The organism is Pseudoalteromonas agarivorans (assembly GCF_024518735.1).
Taxonomy (GTDB): Bacteria; Pseudomonadota; Gammaproteobacteria; order Enterobacterales; family Alteromonadaceae; genus Pseudoalteromonas; species Pseudoalteromonas atlantica.
Genome location: NZ_JANIGJ010000006.1, coordinates 163,851 through 183,641, shown reverse-complemented (window position 1 = coordinate 183,641; position 19,791 = coordinate 163,851). Strand labels below are relative to the sequence as shown.

At 41.4% G+C, this 19,791-nt stretch carries 17 protein-coding genes and 5 tRNA genes; 17 read left to right on the top strand and 5 right to left on the bottom strand.

Annotated elements, in window-relative coordinates; translation table 11 throughout:
* Positions 1-117: 117 nt before the first annotated feature.
* Positions 118-1,074, top strand: a complete 957-nt coding sequence (locus NQT65_RS12440; RefSeq protein ID WP_256851295.1) for a mechanosensitive ion channel family protein — start codon at positions 118-120, stop codon at positions 1,072-1,074.
* Between the two features lie 195 nt (positions 1,075-1,269).
* Here NQT65_RS12440 and NQT65_RS12435 read toward each other — a convergent pair whose 3' ends face one another.
* The 3 genes from NQT65_RS12435 to srmB all read right to left on the bottom strand — a co-directional run bounded on the left by NQT65_RS12435 (position 1,270) and on the right by srmB (position 3,672).
* Positions 1,270-1,455, bottom strand: a complete 186-nt coding sequence (locus tag NQT65_RS12435) for a PDZ domain-containing protein (RefSeq protein WP_256851294.1) — start codon at positions 1,453-1,455, stop codon at positions 1,270-1,272.
* Positions 1,456-1,892: 437 nt separating this feature from the next.
* Positions 1,893-2,213, bottom strand: a complete 321-nt coding sequence (locus NQT65_RS12430; protein ID WP_004587996.1) for a BON domain-containing protein — start codon at positions 2,211-2,213, stop codon at positions 1,893-1,895.
* Between the two features lie 229 nt (positions 2,214-2,442).
* On the bottom strand, positions 2,443-3,672 hold the full coding sequence (gene srmB / locus NQT65_RS12425) for an ATP-dependent RNA helicase SrmB (RefSeq protein WP_004587997.1): 1,230 nt from the start codon (positions 3,670-3,672) through the stop codon (positions 2,443-2,445).
* 76 nt (positions 3,673-3,748) lie between these two features.
* On the opposite strand from srmB, the gene NQT65_RS12420 reads away from it, so the two are divergent.
* The 3 genes from NQT65_RS12420 (at position 3,749) to NQT65_RS12410 (ending at position 7,235) form a co-directional block, all read left to right on the top strand.
* Positions 3,749-4,447: a tRNA1(Val) (adenine(37)-N6)-methyltransferase gene (locus tag NQT65_RS12420; RefSeq protein WP_256851293.1), complete on the top strand. Its 699-nt coding sequence runs from the start codon at positions 3,749-3,751 to the stop codon at positions 4,445-4,447.
* A 155-nt stretch (positions 4,448-4,602) separates the two neighbouring features.
* Entirely contained in the window at positions 4,603-6,609 is a 2,007-nt protein-coding gene (locus tag NQT65_RS12415) for an alpha-amylase (protein ID WP_256851292.1), read from the top strand.
* 179 nt (positions 6,610-6,788) lie between these two features.
* On the top strand, positions 6,789-7,235 hold the full coding sequence (locus tag NQT65_RS12410) for a DUF2147 domain-containing protein (protein WP_055254841.1): 447 nt from the start codon (positions 6,789-6,791) through the stop codon (positions 7,233-7,235).
* Positions 7,236-7,237: 2 nt separating this feature from the next.
* Here the strand turns inward: NQT65_RS12410 and NQT65_RS12405 are convergent, their stop codons facing one another.
* Complete coding sequence (locus NQT65_RS12405) at positions 7,238-8,152, bottom strand: LysR substrate-binding domain-containing protein (protein WP_054983746.1); 915 nt, start codon at positions 8,150-8,152, stop codon at positions 7,238-7,240.
* 192 nt (positions 8,153-8,344) lie between these two features.
* Between NQT65_RS12405 and NQT65_RS12400 the strand changes: the two genes are divergently transcribed.
* Positions 8,345-9,292 carry a DMT family transporter gene (locus NQT65_RS12400; RefSeq protein ID WP_256851291.1) on the top strand — a complete coding sequence of 316 codons (948 nt, stop codon included), beginning with the start codon at positions 8,345-8,347 and terminating at the stop codon, positions 9,290-9,292.
* Positions 9,293-9,326: 34 nt separating this feature from the next.
* On the opposite strand, the gene fldB is transcribed toward NQT65_RS12400, so the two are convergent.
* Entirely contained in the window at positions 9,327-9,848 is a 522-nt protein-coding gene (gene fldB, locus NQT65_RS12395) for a flavodoxin FldB (RefSeq protein WP_256851345.1), read from the bottom strand.
* 106 nt (positions 9,849-9,954) lie between these two features.
* On the opposite strand from fldB, the gene xerD reads away from it, so the two are divergent.
* From xerD to NQT65_RS12335, 12 genes are all read left to right on the top strand, one after another.
* A complete protein-coding gene (xerD, locus tag NQT65_RS12390) occupies positions 9,955-10,881 on the top strand; it encodes a site-specific tyrosine recombinase XerD (protein ID WP_126005971.1) in 927 nt (308 codons plus the stop codon).
* Between the two features lie 60 nt (positions 10,882-10,941).
* Positions 10,942-11,670 (top strand): bifunctional protein-disulfide isomerase/oxidoreductase DsbC, encoded by a 729-nt coding sequence (gene dsbC, locus NQT65_RS12385; RefSeq protein WP_004588004.1) that lies wholly within the window; start codon positions 10,942-10,944, stop codon positions 11,668-11,670.
* A 293-nt stretch (positions 11,671-11,963) separates the two neighbouring features.
* On the top strand, positions 11,964-13,685 hold the full coding sequence (gene recJ / locus NQT65_RS12380; RefSeq protein ID WP_054983767.1) for a single-stranded-DNA-specific exonuclease RecJ: 1,722 nt from the start codon (positions 11,964-11,966) through the stop codon (positions 13,683-13,685).
* 144 nt (positions 13,686-13,829) lie between these two features.
* Positions 13,830-14,928, top strand: a protein-coding gene (gene prfB, locus NQT65_RS12375) for a peptide chain release factor 2 (RefSeq protein WP_096041210.1) whose coding sequence is annotated in 2 segments (ribosomal slippage) — positions 13,830-13,904 and positions 13,906-14,928 — 1,098 coding nt in all. Because the reading frame shifts where the segments join, the coding sequence is not laid out codon by codon here.
* Positions 14,929-14,954: 26 nt separating this feature from the next.
* A complete protein-coding gene (gene lysS, locus NQT65_RS12370; protein WP_256851290.1) occupies positions 14,955-16,490 on the top strand; it encodes a lysine--tRNA ligase in 1,536 nt (511 codons plus the stop codon).
* Positions 16,491-16,886: 396 nt separating this feature from the next.
* Complete coding sequence (locus NQT65_RS12365; RefSeq protein WP_024031585.1) at positions 16,887-17,069, top strand: hypothetical protein; 183 nt, start codon at positions 16,887-16,889, stop codon at positions 17,067-17,069.
* 128 nt (positions 17,070-17,197) lie between these two features.
* A tRNA-Ser gene (locus tag NQT65_RS12360) sits at positions 17,198-17,290 on the top strand.
* Between the two features lie 34 nt (positions 17,291-17,324).
* Positions 17,325-17,401, top strand: a tRNA-Arg gene (locus NQT65_RS12355).
* Between the two features lie 149 nt (positions 17,402-17,550).
* Positions 17,551-17,627, top strand: a tRNA-Arg gene (locus NQT65_RS12350).
* 146 nt (positions 17,628-17,773) lie between these two features.
* Positions 17,774-17,850: transfer RNA gene (locus NQT65_RS12345), tRNA-Arg, on the top strand.
* 138 nt (positions 17,851-17,988) lie between these two features.
* Positions 17,989-18,065 (top strand) — tRNA-Arg (locus tag NQT65_RS12340).
* Positions 18,066-18,605: 540 nt separating this feature from the next.
* On the top strand, positions 18,606-19,784 hold the full coding sequence (locus tag NQT65_RS12335) for an exo-beta-N-acetylmuramidase NamZ family protein (protein WP_256851289.1): 1,179 nt from the start codon (positions 18,606-18,608) through the stop codon (positions 19,782-19,784).
* Positions 19,785-19,791 lie beyond the last annotated feature (7 nt).

The following is a 19,791-nucleotide window of genomic DNA, read 5'->3' as shown; positions in this document are numbered from 1 at the left end:
GTACTCAGCAAACAATGAGTTAAAAAGCCATGCATTGCATGGCTTTTTTTATGCTGGCGCTAAACTTGCTAACTTCACCTACTATTAATGAGATAAAAAATAGATAGGTGTAAAAATATGATCAGCATACCTTCAGTAGCCGAAGCCGAAAAACTCATCGAAGAAAAACTCGGAGGGTGGTTTGATGTAGTAATAAGCCACATCCCAAACTTTATTGTGGCAGTGGTAATAGCCATTGTATTTTCAATAATAGCGCGCTTTGCCGGCCAGCTAATGAAAAACCTATTAAGGCGCTCACTCGACTCTAAGCAAATTGCTGATTTAATGGCGTCTATTTTTAAGGTTATTGTGTTATGTGTGGGCCTATTTATCGCTTTAGATTTTATGGGGTTAAAAGGCACAGTCACATCGTTACTAGCGGGTGCGGGTATTGTGGGTTTAGCCATTGGCTTTGCTTTTCAAGACATGACCGAGAACTTAATTGCCGGTATTGCTATGGGAATACGCAAGCCATTTAAAGCGGGTGATGTAATTGAAACCGACGACGTATTTGGCTCTGTACATTCTATAAACCTGCGTAACACGCTAATAGAGAGCTTTTACGGGCAGTTAATACTGGTACCTAACAAGGTATTATTTAGAAATGTGTTAAAAAATTACACCACGTTAGGCGTTAGACGAATAGAAGTACCGGTGGGTATTTCATACGGCGACGACATTGAAAAAGCCAAAGAAGTTATCGTTGATAAAATTAACGAGTTTGACTTTGTAATACGTAAAGAAGAAACCGCTGTGTACGCAGAAGGTTTTGGCGACAGTAGTATTAATTTACTGGTGTGGTTTTGGATAAAATACCCAGGCGAGCCAGACTTTATGACAGTACGCCATAAAGGCGTAGTCGCTGTTAAACAAGCGCTTGATGCTGCAGATATAAGTATTCCATTCCCAATACGTACGTTAGATTTTGGCATTAAAGGCGGTGAAAAGCTCGATGCCATGATAAGCGATAAAATAAACCAACAGTCACCCAAACAACAAGGTGATAGTAATACGGGTTCAAATCAAAGCGAATGAGCGACTAATACTGGTTTAAACTAGCCCAGTAATAGTTACCCACTAGCAGCGCATTTTTACATAAAAAGTGCGCTGCTAGTAATTTCAAAGCGCTAAGTCGGGTTAAATTTAACTATACTTTTAATAAATTTATTTTAAGTTAATACTTATTTGCTTTTCGCTGCCATCGAATTTTTGATTAGTAGTAAAAGCGTTTCACCACTGCTTTTTGTCATCGATTTTTTTTGTAACCTCAGCAGAGCAGGCTGGAATAGCGCAGCCATCTAACTCTATTACCTTGTCACCTACTTTTAATCCTGCCAGATCAGCAACAGAATCTGCATAAACTTTTATAATATTTATTTCACTAATTTCTGGGCTAAAAAAGCCGGATACAGACACATTTGCAACAAACCCAAAAATACCTTCTTCTGCATGGCTAATAAGAGGGATTAGCAGTAGTGAATAAATCGTTTCATGTATTAGCTTCCTTGTGTAAGTGATGCGGCATTTGCATGCGTTAAGCCATATATTATTAACTGCTATTCATGGTGAGGTTGATTAGCAAACACTTGTAGGTTGCCAACGGTATTAAAAATGCGCTGATTATATGAACTTTACAGCCTTGTTATAGCATTCTTTTATCAAAGCTGTAGTAAGTCACTAATTTAAAAGAGTGGGAAAGGGGGGCTAAGTGTTTGCTCTATTTTTAATAGGGGAGCTAAAGCTAGAAGTTTAGATACTAAAGTGTGCTGTTAAGCATAAAAAAGCGCGGCTTGTGTTGGAGAAACAAGCCACGCAGAGGAATAAGTTATATAAACAAATATTGTAATGCGGTATCAGATAACACTAATTTTATTACGGATAATTTTAACGCCATCCATATTTTCTAAAAACTTTTGCGCAAGTGCACGCTGAAAACCTGTTTGCGCTTCACCGTATAGGTCAACTTCGCCGTCTTCAACCTGCACGCGAATATCGCTTAATGCTAAGTTTGGGTTAGTGCGTAACGTATTGGTGATTGTTTGTTGTAAGTTAGGTTGAGTAGCCACACTGCTTACTACGGCTAAGTTAGTTGCTGCACTTACTTTTGTAGCGCAAGCTAATAAAAATAAACAACAAAATGATACTAAAGCGATAGTTAACTTAAAGCGGTTCATAACTTCATCCTTACATTACGGTTAATCGTGCAGCTATTCTTAGCTGAGTTACTTTCTCAGTTACAATTTCGATGCCAATTTTAATTTGTTGAAATATAGGGTTATTTTATTAAGTGGGAATTCAGGTGGGCAATAATTACATTTTAATGGGAATGAGTTACATGCTTGGGTTACATTTGTAACGGGTACAAAAAAGCCGGCAACTGCCGGCTTGTTTATTTATGGTGTGCTATTTCTTTTTAATTTTAGCTTTGGCTTTTTTCTTAGCTTTCATTTTTACCGGATCTTTACGCTTTTTAGCGGGTGGCTTAGCTTCTTTATGCTGTGGCTCAAGCCCTTTAATTATGCGGCGCTTAAGTTTTTGCTCTGTGTATCGCTCAACCTTGTATAAAATGCCAATGTCGTGCGCTTCAACTAATGATATAGCAATCCCTTTTTTACCTGCACGGCCAGTACGGCCAATACGGTGTACATAGACATCGGCAGTGCGCGGCATATCAAAGTTAATTACGTGGCTAATGTCAGAAACATCAATACCGCGGGCCGCAACATCGGTTGCTATTAATATGCGCGTTTTGCCACTGTGGAAATTTTCCATCGCTTTCATGCGCTTATCTTGCGGCATTTCGCCACGCAGCCACGCGGCTTTTACGCCATTGTTAGTTAGCTCACCAATTAGCGTTTCTAGGCGCTCACGGGTTTTTACAAACACAATGGCTTTACTTACATCTGGGCCATTTAAGGTATTAACCAACAGCTCAAGCTTGTGGTGGTAGTCATCAGCAAGGTGAACCCATTGATGAATTTTTGCTTTTTCTTTGCGTGACGATTCGGCTTCAAGTAAAGCTGGGTCGTTTAAAATACGCTCTGCAAATAACTCAACGCTATCGCCTTCTAACGTCGCAGAGAATAAAAAGCACTGACGACGGTTTTTAGCTTCGTCACATATGCGCAGCATTTCTTTTCTAAAGCCCATGTCTAACATGCGGTCGGCTTCATCAAGAATAAGCATTTCTACGTTTTCAGCATGGAAATTTTCGGTTTCAAGGTATTCCATTAAACGCCCTGGTGTGGCGATTAAAATATCGTTATTGTTTTCAAAAATTTCTTTATGGGTGCCGTAGTTTATACCACCTGTTACTACACCAATTTTAAGGTGAGTGCCTTTAGCAAGCAGTTCACATTGCTCATGAATTTGATAAGCCAGTTCACGGGTTGGGGTCATTATTAACACACGTGCAAAACCTGGGTCGCGACGCGGAAAATCCATTAAGTATTGAATAGCCGGAATTAAAAATGCCGCCGTTTTACCTGTGCCAGTAGGTGCTGATGCTAAAATATCGCGACCTTGCAGCGCTTCAGGAATAGCTTGTTGTTGAATGCTGGTTGGAGTCTCGTAGCCCATTTTATCAATGGCGTTGAGTAGTTTAGTATCAAGATCAAATTCAGAAAATTGCATAGAGTGTCTAAAATAAGGGACAATTACCTGCAATTATACGCGCTATACGCCAGTTGGTGAATGAAAAGGTGAAAAAATGTCAGGGTTTACGTTTAAACAATTTAAGGTTGAGCACGATAGCTGTGCTATGAAGGTCTCAACCGACGGCATTTTACTTGGCGCATGGGCGTATTTAAAAGGCGCCAACACATTACTCGATATAGGCACAGGCACCGGTTTACTTGCGCTTATGTGTAAACAGCGCCAACCAGCACTTAGCATAACCGCTGTTGAAATTGATGAAGCTGCTTACAAGCAAGCGCAGCAAAATATAGCCTCTAGCCCGTGGCCAAATATCACAGTAAAGCACACCACTATACAAGCGTTTGAACAGGCGGCGCCATTTGATGTCGTGATATCTAACCCCCCTTATTTTAACCGCAGTTTAAAAGGGCTAAGCGATGCCCGTAACACCGCACGCCATACCGATGGTTTAAGTTTTGACGAACTAATACATGCCTATATGCGTTTAAGTCATGAGCATTCGTGCTTTAACGTAATTTTACCCACCACAGAGGCGGGCTTATTCATTGAACTGGCAACACAAAACGGGCTTTATTTAAACGCGCATTGCCAAGTAAAAACCACACCAAGTAAAGCATTTAGCCGCAGTTTGATGCGTTTTAGCTTAGTAAACACTTTACCTGAGCTTACTTCCCTATGCATAAAAGATGACAACAACCGCTACAGCGATGATTATATTGCGTTATGTAAAGCGTTTTACTTGAAGATGTAATTTTTAAGGCTGGTAATTATCTAGTAATAAAGGATAGTTTACCCATTATGCATACGTATTCAGTTTTTATTTGAGCAACTCTCAGACTAGTGTTAACCACTTGTAAATAACGTCGAGTATGTTGTTTAACTCGCCCAACACTGGAAACACACACTATGAAACTGAATAAAATGATCACCACTGCAGGTCTTAGCTTAGGTTTAACCTTACCAAGTTTAGTATCGGCTGCGCCTACAACATTTGTGCATTTATTTGAATGGAATTGGCAAGATGTAGCCCAAGAATGTGAGCAGTTTTTAGGACCAAAAGGGTACGCTGCTGTACAGGTGTCTCCGCCTAACGAGCATATTACAGGTAGCCAATGGTGGACTCGCTATCAACCTGTGAGCTACCAACTACAAAGCCGCGGCGGTAACCGTTCGCAATTTATAGATATGGTTAATCGCTGTAACGCCGCAGGCGTCGATATATATGTTGATACATTAATAAACCATATGGCAGCCGGCAGTGGTACGGGCACTGCTGGTAACACTTTTGGTAATAAACAATACCCTATTTATAGCCCACAAGATTTTCACGAAAGTTGCTCTATTAACCCAGAAGATTACGGTAATAACCGTTATCGCGTGCAAAATTGTGAGCTAGTAGGGCTGGCCGATTTAAACACTTCTTCAAATTATGTGCAAAATACATTAGCGGCATATATTAATGATCTTCAAGCTATGGGTGTTAAAGGTTTTAGGTTTGATGCTGCTAAGCATGTTGCTGCAAGTGATATTCAAAGTTTAATGGCAAAAATAAATGGCTCGCCAGTGGTGTTTCATGAGGTGATAGATCAAGGTACTGAAGCGGTTGCAGCCTCAGAGTATTTAAGTACAGGGCTAGTTACCGAGTTTAAATACAGTACGCAGCTTGGTAATACCTTTAGAAATGGCTCGCTTGCATGGTTAAGTAATTTTGGTGAAGGCTGGGGCTTTATGCCAAGTTCATCAGCTGTGGTATTTGTAGATAACCACGACAATCAGCGCGGCCATGGTGGTGCAGGTAATGTAATTACCTTTGAAGATGGCCGTTTATACGACCTAGCCAACGTATTTATGTTGGCGTATCCGTATGGGTATCCAAAAGTAATGTCGAGTTATGATTTTCACGGCGATACAGATGCGGGTGGGCCAAGTGTACCGGTGCACAATAATGGTAATTTAGAATGTTTTGCAAGTAACTGGAAGTGTGAGCATCGTTGGTCTTATATTGCGGGTGGTGTCGATTTTAGAAATAACACAGCCGACAATTGGGTAGTAACAAATTGGTGGGATAACACCCATAACCAGATTGCATTTGGACGTGGTAGCTCAGGTCATATGGCAATTAATAAAGAAGACTCAACGCTTAATGCAACAATTCAAACAGATATGGCGCCTGGACAGTACTGCAATGTGTTAAAAGGCGAGCTTTTGGGTAATGCTACTAGCTGTAGCGGTGAAGTAATAACAGTTAATAGCAACGGCACCATCAATTTAAATGTAGCGCCATGGGATGCAATAGCAATTCATAAAAATGCTAAATTAACCCAAGAGGCAGTGCCTAATAATAGCGACTGGCAAAGAACCGTTATTTTTATTAATGCTCAAACACAAAGCGGACAAGACATGTTTGTACGCGGTGGTATAGATCACACCTATGCAAATACAAACCTTGCTAGAAACTGCCAAACAACAAATGTTGAATGTGCTATGCCAATTCGCCATAACAATCTAAAAAACAATACCACAACGCCTTGGAAAGCAAACGATAACTACCTAGATTGGTATGGAATTGAACAAGGCCAAAGCAGTGAAGCGCAAGGTACTGCCATGGATTGGACTACAAATGTTTGGCCAAGTGAATATGGCGCCCAAAAATCGGTAACAGTAGATGGCTTTGGTGTTACACCCCTTAATATATGGGGCGAACACTATTGGATGCTTGATGTTAATATGGATTGCAGTAAAGCTGTTAACGGATGGTTTGAATTAAAAGCATTTATAAAAAATGGCCAAGAGTGGGAAGGCGATATAAGCCAAGCAAATACCCCCTATACAAGTACTAACCATATGGCACAGTGTGGCAAAATTAATATGTTTGAATTTAACAGCTCAAGTGTAGAGGTACGTGACTTTTAAATACGTACTTTAAAACGCGTACGTTAAAAAACTATCAGCCAATTTAAAAACCAAGTGGGTTAACACGCACTTGGTTTTTTACTTTTATATGTACCTAAATAGCAGTTTAATTTAATAGTGCGTTTATAAATCAGCTGGTATTATTGTTTTATTCGCCATTTTTTAATTTAGGCAACACAATGAAAAAGTTAAACAAATTACCGTTACTAACTACACTCGCTGCGGCTTTATTTATAAGCCAAGGTGCGCTTGCAAACATGACTCCTGTTGGGCTTTGGAAAACCATAGATGAAGACACCAACGAGGCTAAATCGTATGTACGCATTACTCAAAATGATAAGGTGCTCAGTGGTAAAGTTGAGACTATTTTAGACCCAGCTAAACAAACCGGTATTTGTAAAGAGTGTGATGGGGCATTAAAAAATCAGCCTATTTTAGGAATGACTATAATCACTGATGTAAAACCAGAAGATGATGGCGTGTGGGGCGATGGTGAAATACTTGACCCTACAAATGGTAAAACCTATACCGTGCAACTAACGCCACAAAACGACGGTAAAACATTGGAAGTACGTGGCTATATAGGCTTTTTTTACCGTAACCAATATTGGCAACGTGTGGAGTAGCACTACTCGTTTGCTGTTTTTAAAAACTCGCGTTTAAGCCACGCTCGTAATGCGCTTACCTGTGGGTGATTAAGCATGGCGTGGCTCGTTGCAAAATAAAACTGCTGATGCGGATTTACAATGCTTTGGCCAATTTGCGTGAGCATGCCGTGCTTTATATCGTCGCGTACAAACTGTTTGTGGGTGACCAAAACGCCAAGCTGGCGCATCGCGGCTTGCGTTGCTTGCACTGAAATATTAAAGGTTAAGTTATTATGCTGCTTAGGCTGTGCTAAATTATTAGCCTCGCACCACGTTTGCCAATCGTTTTGCCTACGTGGGTTGGTAACGTAGATTGCTTTAAAACGCTGCAGCAAATTTTGCGCGGTTAACTCATCTTTATTTAAGCCAACTAAAAGCTGTGGGTTACAGACTAAAATTAACTGATCGTCGGCTAGTTTTTCACAGTGATATTTTTGCCACTTATCGGGCTGGCCATGAATAATCGCTGCATCAATCCCTTCGCGCTCTAAATCAAATTCTCCCACCAAGTTAGAAATACGAATGTCGCTGTTTGGCGAAATGCGCTGAAAATCAGCCACCCTAGGGATCCACCAGTGCAGTGCTAGTGAGTTAACCATATTGAGTGTTAAATAAGTTGGCTCATTCGCTGTGTTACTTGCCTCTTGGCTGGCTGCTAAAATTTCAGCCATGGCCGGGGCTATGCGTTTGTAATAGCGCTCACCCACAGGGTTGAGCTCAACGCGGCGACCAATGCGATTAAAAAGCGGTGTATTAAGTTGTAACTCTAACGCTTTAATAGACTGACTTACCGCCGAGTGACTAATACTTAGCTGCTCAGCCGCGAGCACCATGCTGCCAGTTTCGGCAACAGCTATAAACGTATAGAGAGATTTTAACGGCGCAGATTTGATCATAGGTTATTTATTAACAGTTAAGTTTTACTTACAGGTTAGTTTAATATTATTCGCTTTTAAATTTATAAAGTACACGTAAAATTAGCGCCATAAAAGCCAATGCCAATTTTTTGAAAAATAATAAATAGATTAAAAAAATTAAGCCTTTAATTTTGCTTTTTACATTCATTTTTTATTCAAAGGATAACTGCGGTGACGTTAAATTCTCGTGCTAGTGTGTTTATGCTGCTCTCTACATTTACCTTGGCGTTAAATAGCTTTATAGCCAAGTTGCTTACCGATTACTTTAGCACCAGCGAAGTGGTTTTTTTACGGGTGTTTTTACCCGCGATTATTATGCTGGCATTGGCGGCAGGTATTAAATGGCAGCTACCTAATAAATCAGCATGGCGAACCTTTGCTATTCGCGCAATTTTTATAGTGATGTGCCAAAACTGCTTTTTAGTGGCGCTAAATACTTTAACGCTGGTGGAGGCGGTTATTTTATTTAGCACTGGGCCATTATTTATACCGCTAATAGAACGGGTGCTTTTTAAAACTAAATTAAATTGGTTATTGCTACCTACAATGGCGCTGATGTTTGCGGGTGTGATTATTCAAAATATTCATAGCGATGGCATACAATGGCGCTGGAGCTTATTAATTGGTTTAGGGGCTGGTATTTTTAATGCCTGCTCGCAAATCACCTTGTTTCGAGCCAGTAAAATTAACCTTCCGATGATGGTTATTAACGGTTGGAGTTTTACGCTGGCCGCCATTTTTATGGTGCCAGTATTAATGTTTACCAGCGAAGGTGAGCGCTTTTACCAAGGTTTTGCAATCGATATAAGCAATTACAGTTTATTACTGATGGTGGCATTAATTGGTTTTTCGACTGCTGCAACGCAATTTTTTAGAGGAAAGGCGTACCGATTAGCCAGTTCTAACTCGCAGCTAGCGCCGCTTATTTATTCTAACTTATTATTTGCGTTGTTATTTCAGCTAATTTTTTACGATACAACATTAAGTTTATCGCAAGTAATAGGCTCTGCGCTTATTGTACTGGCATGTATTATTAATACCTTTGCGCCTAATTGGCTATTGCAAAGGCAAGCAAAAATACGTGAAAAAAAGTGCGCTAAAAAACTTAGTTATTTGTAATGTATTGGCCTAAACATGGTTTAGGCCAAACTCGTTATAGCGTTTCGCTATACTCTGTCATTATTTGTTCAACCCAGCTGGCTATGCGCTTATCGCTTAGCTCGTATTGGCTGTCTTCATCAAGCGCTAGGCCCACAAAGTGTTTGCCATCGGGGGTAAGTGCTTTTGACGCTTCAAACTCGTAGTTTTCATCGTTTGGCCAAAAACCAAGTTGCGTAAACGACTGGGTATTTATTTCATCGTGAAGCATACCAAGGGCGTCTTGAAACCATTGTCCGTAACCTTGTTGGTCGCCCATGCCAAATAAAGCAATGGTTTTACCATTTAGGTTTACATCTTTAATGTCGTCCCACTTAGACTCCCAGTCTTCTTGTATTTCTCCAAAATCCCATGTTGAAATACCAAAGATGATAAAGTCGTACTGCTCTGCATTTTTAAGTGGTTCGTCTTTAATATTGTGTAAGGTCACTACATCGGCGCCAATAAGGTCGCGAATTTTTTCTGCTGCCATCTCTGTGTAGCATGTAGTAGAGCCAAAAAATAAACCAATCTGCATCGTATTTATCACTGTGTAATTGCCTGTTATGATAGGGCGCAGTTTACCGTAAGGTATTTTTAATTGATACCTTCTACCGTGGGTATTACCAACATGAGATCACAACGTGACAACGCTACCTGACGATTTACCTGAACCAAATACCGAGCTAAACAGCAACAGCGACTTTTTAGAAACCTTTTTAGATAGCTTGTACTTAGAGCAAGGTGTAAGCGAAAACACCCTTAGCGCGTATCGCAGTGACCTAGATAAGTTTTGTCAGTTTTTAAAAGGCGAAAGCTTAATGACGGTAACCAGCTTAGATATAGAAAGCTACTTAGCGTATCGCGTAGATTTAGGGTTAAAACCACGTAGCACGGCACGCAGCATAAGTGCGTTAAAGCGGTTTTATCAGTATTTTGTACGTGAAAAACGTATCACAAGCTCACCGCTTGAAAACATTGCGCAACCAAAAGCGGGTCAATCGTTACCTAAAACGCTCTCAGAAGCCGAAGTAGAGGCCTTATTAAGTGCGCCCAATATTGAAGAGCCAATGGGGCTGCGCGATAAAGCCATGCTAGAGCTACTTTATGCTACGGGCTTGCGTGTAACCGAGCTTGTAGGGCTGCGTATGGAGCAAATTAACTTGCGCCAGTCGGTTGTGTTTGTAAAAGGTAAAGGCAACAAAGAGCGCTTAGTACCCTTAGGCGAAGAAGCCATGTACTGGCTTGAGCAGTTTTTAAAAGGGGGGCGTGCGCAAATGATAAAACACGCCACCGATTTTGTGTTTCCTTCTAAACGCGGTGTAGGTATGACCCGACAAACCTTTTGGCATCGTATTAAACACTATGCTATTTTGGCGTCTATTGAGTCAGATTTATCGCCGCATACATTGCGTCATGCCTTTGCAACACATTTACTTAATCATGGTGCCGACTTAAGAGTGGTGCAGATGATGTTAGGGCACAGCGACTTATCGACTACACAAATTTATACCCATGTTGCCAATGAGCGATTAAAATCGGTACACTCAGAGCATCATCCGCGCGCGTAATATGAAATTTAATATCATCTTAGCGGTCAATTTAGTACGTATTATTAGATAGAGAAAATTATGAAAAAATTAATGTTAGCAGGTGCAATGTTGTGCACAAGTATTAGTGCATTTGCAAATGGCGTAGCCACAACGCCAGATGCTAATGATCCTATTGTTACTAAATTTGCCACGTTAGGTGTAACAGTTAAGCAAATAAACCCAAGCCCTGTTGCCGGTTTAAAAGAGCTTATTACAAATAAAGGTGTACTTTACGCCAGCCCAGACGGCCAGTTTTTAATGCAAGGCACGCTCATTGATTTAAACAACCGCAGCAACTTAACCGAGCAAGCGTTAAATGGTGTCCGTGTTGAAGGTATTAAAGAATACCAAGATTCAATGATTGTTTATAAAGCGCCTAACGAAAAACACCAAATTACGGTATTTACCGATATTAGCTGTGGCTATTGTCGTAAATTACACCGCGAACTAGACGACTTGCTTGATGCAGGCATTACCGTTCGTTATTTAGCATTTCCGCGTGGTGGACTGCAAGGTTCGGGCTACGCCGATTTAATGAACGTATGGTGTGCACGCGACCAACAAGAAGCACTAACAGAAGCTAAATCAGGCGAAGACACTAAAGTAGTTGCCGGTTGTAGCGCACCAGTAGCTGAGCATTACCAGTTAGGCCAAAGCTTTGGTATTAGCGGCACGCCAGCCATTATTTTAGAAGACGGTACAATGATCCCTGGCTACCAGCCAGCCGCGGCATTAAGTGCAGCGCTTGAGGCGAACAAAGCAGGTTAATTAAAAATCTGAGTACCTGTTTAATACCAATCCGCGATAATACTTAATCATTTTGCGGGGCTAAACATGTTGCTAGAGGCGTTAAAAAATGCTTATTTACGGCTGCATAGATGCAGAAGGTAGAGCAATGCAGGAGCAATAGCCGAGAACAACTAAATAGCGAATTTATTGCCTAGCTATCAACACGTTTTTTCAGCCTCAAAATAGATCACTTAATTAAGTGAATTGGTTTAAAAAGGCCTTTATGGCCTTTTTTTGTCTTTTTATTATGAACACCATAAGTTAAAAACAGCATGAAAAAACTGATCATTGCGCGCGAAAATGTAGACGATTCTTACCTGCCAAGCGATCTGCACCCTGTTATTAAGCAAATTTATGCCACGCGTAACGTGCAAAATGCACACGAGCTAAATAATAGCGCAGCCACGCTAATCGACTTTAAACTGTTTAAAGACATCGACAAAGCCACCGAGCTATTAATTGATGCGCTGAATGCGCAAAGCCGCATTTTAATTGTTGGTGACTTCGATGCCGATGGCGCAACCAGTACAGCCACCTTAATGCAAGGCTTGGCAATGTTTGGTTTTAATAACTTAGACTACCTTGTACCGGACAGGTTTAGCTTAGGCTATGGTTTAAGCCCAGCGCTTGCGGAGCAAATTGTTGATATAAAACCAGAGCTGGTCATTACGGTAGATAACGGTATTTCGTGTATTGCAGGCATAGACATACTGAAAAAAGTGGGCATTAAAGTACTGGTTACTGATCACCACTTGCAAGGGGAGCAGCTCCCTAATGCCGATGCAATTGTTAACCCAAACCGCCATGATTGCCGTTTTCCTTCAAAATCAATTGCGGGTGTCGGCGTAGCCTTTTACTTGCTTATAGCCCTTAGAAGCACGTTACGAGAGCAAGGTTATTTTGAACGCCATGCTATGCCAAATTTAGCCGACTTGCTTGATATAGTTGCCCTAGGCACCGTGGCCGATGTAGTTGCGCTTGATGCAAATAACCGCACTTTAGTACACCAAGGGCTGGCGCGTATTCGCAGCGGTAAAACACGCCCAGGTATTACTGCGCTTATTGAAGTGGCTAATCGTAATGCAGCGCGTTTAAGCGCCAGTGACTTTGGTTTTTCGTTGGCCCCGCGTTTAAACGCAGCAGGGCGACTAGATGACATGAGTTTGGGCATAGCGTGCTTATTAAGTACCGATATAAACCAAGCAAGGCGCATTGCCAGCGAGTTAGATAGCTTAAACCATGCACGGCGCGAAATAGAGCAGGGCATGCAAGCCGAGGCTCAAGCAGTGCTTGATAGGCTCGCGTTTAGTGACGACAACATTCCCGATGCCATTTGTTTATACCAAGAAGATTGGCACCAAGGTGTTATTGGTATTTTGGCGGGTCGCTTAAAAGAAAAATACCACCGCCCAACCGTTATTTTTGCCGGCGGCGAAAACGGTGAAATAAAAGGCTCGTGCCGCTCTATCGAAGGGCTACACATGCGCGATTTACTCGAAGGGCTAAATACCGCCGACCCGCACTTAATTAATAAATTTGGCGGCCATGCCATGGCGGCAGGGCTAAGTATTGATGAGCAAAACTTTAATGACTTTAAAAACGCGTTTGATGCAGCTGTAAGCGCGCAGTTAAGCGAAGAAAGTAAACGCTGCATTGTATTTACCGATGGCGAGCTGCCAAACGAGTGCTTTACAATGGACTTTGCTCAGCTATTGAAGCAATCAGGCCCATGGGGGCAGCAATTTCCTGAGCCGGTATTTGAGCACACCTTTGAGGTTATTCAGCAGCGTATAGTGGGCGAAAAACACTTAAAACTGGTGCTTAAACATCAATCTGGGCGCTTAGTTGACGCCATTGCATTTGGAATAGATGTAAAAGCATGGCCCGACACCGAGGCCCGTTATGTCAAAGTGGCTTATCAGCTCGACATAAACGAATTTAGAGGCAAGTTTAGCCTGCAATTAATTGTTCGCGAGCTTGAAAAAGTGCATTAAAAAATATGCACAATGCATGCATAAAAGGCTAATAAAGCGCGCGGTTTTTTGTTAAAATCGGGCGTTTTTATCATTTGACGATAATTTATTGCGTTTAGTGCTAATTTTAGCGCGCAATAATCTAGCCATTTTGGAGTAATGTACATGTTTGAAGTGAATCCTGTGATTAATCAAATCAAGGAAATTCGCGAACGTACTGAACTGCTTCGGGGGTACCTTTGACTACGCTCATAAACAAGAGCGCCTAGAAGAAGTAAACGCCGAACTTGAAGATTCAGCCGTATGGAATGAACCTGAGCGCGCACAAGCACTTGGCCGTGAAAAATCAGCCTTAGAAGCGGTTGTTGAAACAATCGACAACTTAGTAGCAGGTGCTGACGACGTAGAAGGTTTATTAGAGCTTGCAGTAGAAGCAGAAGACGAAGACACGTTTGTTGAAGCGCAAACTGAACTTGAAGGCTTAAATAAACAGCTTGAGGGTTTAGAGTTTCGCCGTATGTTTTCGGGCTCTCACGATGCAAACGATGCTTACCTTGATTTACAGTCTGGGTCTGGCGGTACTGAAGCACAAGACTGGTGTAACATGTTATTACGCATGTATTTACGCTGGGGCGAAGCGAAAGGCTTTAAAGTTGAGCTAGTAGAAGCAACCGATGGCGATGTAGCCGGTATTAAAGGTGCAACAGTGCGCTTTGTAGGCGAATACGCATATGGTTGGCTGCGCACAGAAACAGGTGTACACCGCTTAGTACGTAAAAGCCCATTTGATTCAAGTGGTCGTCGTCATACCTCGTTTGCCTCTGCGTTTGTTTACCCAGAAGTAGATGACAATATTGAAATTGATATTAATCCGGCTGACTTACGTATAGACGTTTACCGTGCATCGGGCGCGGGTGGTCAGCACGTTAATACCACCGAATCGGCAGTACGTATTACTCACGTACCTACTAACACGGTTGTTCAGTGTCAAAACGAGCGCTCACAACACAAAAATAAAGCCCAAGCAATGAAGCAGTTAAAAGCAAAATTATTTGAGCTTGAACTTCAGCAGCAAAATGCTGAAAAGCAATCGCAAGAAGACGCAAAGTCGGATATTGGCTGGGGAAGCCAAATTCGTTCTTACGTACTTGACGATGCACGTATTAAAGATTTACGAACTGGCGTTGAAAACCGTAATACGCAATCGGTACTTGACGGCAACCTAGACAAATTTATTGAAGCCAGCCTAAAATCTGGCCTATAACCACCAAGCTAAAAAAGAGCTAAAAAATGACTGATCAAATCCAAGACGAAAATAAGTTAATCGCTGAGCGTCGCGGCAAATTAGACGCTATTCGCGAAAATTGCCCAGCCAACGGTCATCCTAATCAGTTCCGTCGTGAACATTACACGGCTGATTTACAGGCTGAGTTTGGTGATAAAAGTAAAGAAGAATTAGTAGAGCTTAAGCACGTTGTATCAATTGCTGGCCGTATTTTAGCTAAGCGTGGTCCTTTTATGGCCATTCAAGACATGAAAGGCCGTGTACAAGCTTACGCATCTAAAGATGTACAAAAAGACTTAAAAGCAAAATATGGTCAACTAGATATTGGCGATATTATTGGTGTTAAAGGTGCGCTTAATAAATCAGGTAAAGGCGATTTATACGTAGAAATGACCGAGTACGAACTACTTACTAAGTCACTACGCCCATTACCAGAGAAGTTTCATGGTTTATCAGATCAAGAAACCAAGTACCGCCAACGTTATGTTGATTTAATTACTAACGAAGCAACGCGCGAAACATTCCGCATTCGCTCACAAGTAGTTGAAGGTATTCGTCGCTTTTTAGCAGAGCGCGACTTTATGGAAGTAGAAACACCAATGCTACAGGTTATTCCTGGCGGTGCGTCTGCGCGTCCATTTGTGACTCACCATAACGCACTTGATATAGACATGTACTTACGTATAGCGCCTGAGCTTTACCTTAAGCGTTTAGTAGTAGGTGGTTTTGACCGCGTATTTGAAATTAACCGTAACTTCCGTAACGAAGGGTTATCAACGCGTCACAACCCAGAATTCACTATGATTGAATTTTACCAAGCATACGCTGATTACATCGACCTGATGAACACTACCGAAGACATGCTACGTACAGTTGCAATAAACGTTTTAGGTAGCCCAATTGTTGTTAATACCACTAAAGATGAAAACGGCGAAGTTATCGACTCAGTAGAGTACGACTTTGGCCAACCGTTTGAGCGCCTAAGCATGGCTGATGCTATCTTAAAATATAACCCTGAGTTTGATGCTGCGGTATTTAATGACCCAGAAAACCACTTTGAAGAACTAAAAGCGTACGCTAAACAAGTGCACGTTAAAATTCCTGAAAATTGTGTATGGGGCCCTGGTAAGTTTTTATGTGAAATATTTGAAGAGACGGCTGAGCACATGCTTATCCAACCTACATTTATTACAGGCTACCCGTGGGAAGTATCGCCACTTGCGCGCCGTAACGACGAAAACCCATTTGTTACCGACCGCTTTGAGTTTTTTGTTGGCGGACGTGAGCTTGCAAATGGCTTCTCGGAGCTTAACGATGCACAAGATCAAGCAGAGCGCTTTACTCGCCAAGTTGAAGAAAAAGACGCCGGTGATGATGAAGCAATGCATTACGATGAAGACTACATACGCGCACTAGAGTACGGCTTACCGCCTACTGCCGGTGAAGGTATTGGTATTGACCGCTTAGTAATGTTATTTACTGATTCACCAACCATTAAAGATGTTATTTTGTTCCCGCATATGCGCCCACAAGCTGACTAAGCTTTAACAAAATAAATGCGATAAACGCCGCTAAATTTTAGCGGCGTTTTTGTGTGAGTATAAAAATAAGCGCCAATGCAGAAAAAGTTGGAGAGTAAATTGCTTTATAAAAACAGACGAAAGAGAGGATAAGATTGTTCGCTTTTTAATTAATTAGTACTAAACTAAATTTTAAAGCTAGTTATTAGTACTTATTAATAGTTAATTCAGATTGGGTTATTTAATGTAGCCTTGTTTTAAATAACCTTAATAACAGTGCTATAACGTAATTTTATGACTGTTTTTTAAACATTATGTTGTATTTATGTAAAAAACTTAGCTAAAATACGCCAAAATTTTGAGCTGGGTTAAAATAGCACTCTAAATATGAATTCTCAAATGGACTTAGAATATAATATGAAAGACAACCGAGTTGAAGAATCGCCAGAAACTGACACCACAGAGCAAAAGCGACAAGCTTATTACCGAGCCTGTATTGCTGAATTTCAGCAATTAGGTTACCAAGAGCAATATTTAGCGCAGCTCAAAGATGATTTAGTGCCTTTAATGGGCGTTAATCCACAAGACAAAAATATTTAAATCGTTTACTTTTCAAACCAATTATACAATTAAAGCTGACTTATGTGCGTTCTGTAACCAGATAGTCATTTTTGGCATAAAAGTGTTTGACATATTTTCTGAAATCTTTATTATACGCCCCACAAGACGGAGAGGTGTCCGAGTGGCCGAAGGAGCTCCCCTGCTAAGGGAGTATAGAGTTTGTAGCTCTATCGAGGGTTCGAATCCCTCCTTCTCCACCATTTCTTTTAATGGCAGTCTTGTAAAGTAAAGATTGGGCGCATAGCTCAGCTGGATAGAGTACCTGGCTACGAACCAGGCGGTCGGAGGTTCGAATCCTCCTGCGCCCACCACTCTTTACACACTCTGCTTAGAGTATAAATAAGTTAAAGTGTTTGGTTTAAAACCAAATCGGTCGGAGGTTCATTCTTACAAGATACGTCCTGCTTCCAGCACTTTTTACACACTCTGCTTAGAGTATAAATAAGCAAACAGTAAAAGTGGGCGCATAGCTCAGCTGGATAGAGTACCTGGCTACGAACCAGGCGGTCGGAGGTTCGAATCCTCCTGCGCCCACCACTTTTACAACACTCTGCTTAGAGTATAAACAAGTAGAAAGTGTTGGCTAAAGCCAAGCGGTCGGAGGTTCACTCTTAGAAGTTACGTCCTACGCTCATCACTTTTACACACTCTGCTTAGAGTATAAACAAGTAACTAATGAAAGTGGGCGCATAGCTCAGCTGGATAGAGTACCTGGCTACGAACCAGGCGGTCGGAGGTTCGAATCCTCCTGCGCCCACCACTTTCATAAATAAGCCGACAAAAGTCGGTTTTTTTGTGTCTGAAATAACATATAAGTTAAGCGCATATTTTACGATGTGTACTTATATTTATTGTTTCAGAAACTCCACTTAGAGTATAAATAAGAAAAAATGAAAGTGGGCGCATAGCTCAGCTGGATAGAGTACCTGGCTACGAACCAGGCGGTCGGAGGTTCGAATCCTCCTGCGCCCACCACTTTCATAGACTCTGCTTAGAGTATAAATAAGTAAAGTGTTGGCTTAAAAAGCCAAGCGGTCGGAGGTTCACTCTTAGAAGATACGTCCTGCGCCCACCACTTTCATACATATGCCGACATTAAGTCGGTTTTTTTGTGTCTGAATTTTGAGAAAGCTTTCAGCTATCAGGTATTAGTAAAATCCAATTTTACATAGTGCCAAATCTTCTATTCAGTCACTTCTCTAAAAGCGCAGCGCCTCTTAACCTCTTTGTGAATAATTTGTTTTAAGAAACATTACAAAGAGAAGTGAAAGAGGAATAAATGAGAAGCTCAAAACCAACATTAGTATTTAACCCATTTACGAGCTATGCTCGTCGCGCTAGCAAGCTTAGCGCCTACGGGAAAACTTTAAACCCTGAGTTTAATTGTCGTGGACGTAGAGCGTGATCACGTTAGAAGCGCAGCTTCTAGTTACTTATGTACAGCTCAAAACCATTCACTGCTCTTTAACTTAAGCTGTGGTATTTTAAACACCTTGTTTAAAAGGAACTTGCTGTATGTTTAAAGCTGTATTCATCACCTTTGTTTTACTATTTATTATCACTATTTTTAATGTGGGCGCGCACGCTCACACAGCTCAAATAACGCCAATTGTTGGCGCTGCTCAATACAAACATTATTTGCCGCAGCTACAAAATAAGCGTGTTGGGCTTGTGGTAAATCAAACATCGCTTGTTGAAAATACTCATTTAGTAGATGCCTTACTCACTAAAAATATAACCATAACCAAAATTTTTGCACCTGAGCATGGCTTTAGAGGCGATCACGACGCTGGAGCCCATGTTAAAAATGCGGTTGATAGTAAAACCGGTATCCCGCTTATTTCTATTTATGGCAAAAACAAAAAACCAAGCGCCGAAGCTCTGAGCAATGTAGATGTTATTATTTTTGATATACAAGATGTGGGCGTGCGCTTTTATACCTACATAAGCTCTATGCATTACATGATGGAAGCCGCAGCCGAGCAAGGTATTGAGTTTATTGTGCTTGATAGGCCAAACCCCAATATTGCCTACGTTGATGGGCCAATACTTGAGCGCCAATTTAAATCGTTTGTAGGCATGCACCCAATACCCGTGCTGCACGGCATGACAGTAGGCGAGCTTGCTAAAATGATCAAAGGCGAAAGCTGGATCAATAAAGCGGGTGATTTAAAGCTTACGGTGATCCCAGTTGATCATTATACGCGCTCAACATCCTACAGTTTACCTGTAAAACCCAGCCCTAATTTACCGAACGATCAATCAATCGCGCTTTATCCGTCGCTTTGCTTTTTTGAGTCAACCCCTGTAAGTATTGGCAGAGGCACCGACTTTGCGTTTCAAGTAATTGGCTACTCGCCCGTTGCGCTTGGGGATTTTAGTTTTACACCGCGCTCTATTAAAGGGGCGGCAGCAAACCCTAAATTTAAAAATACTCCTGTAAAAGGGCTCGATTTACGCACAACAAACACGCGCGGGCTTGATTTAAGTTATTTAATTACGGCTTATAATAAATTATCTAAAAACAATATTACCTTTTTTGAACGCGCTGATTTTATGGATAAATTGGCTGGTACCAACAAACTACGGTTAGCTATTGAAGCAGGGCAATCAGAGCGGCAAATAAAACAAAGTTGGCAGCAAGGGCTTGCAGCATTTAAAAAGCAACGAGCGCCGTATTTGCTGTACAAGTAAGGGGTGC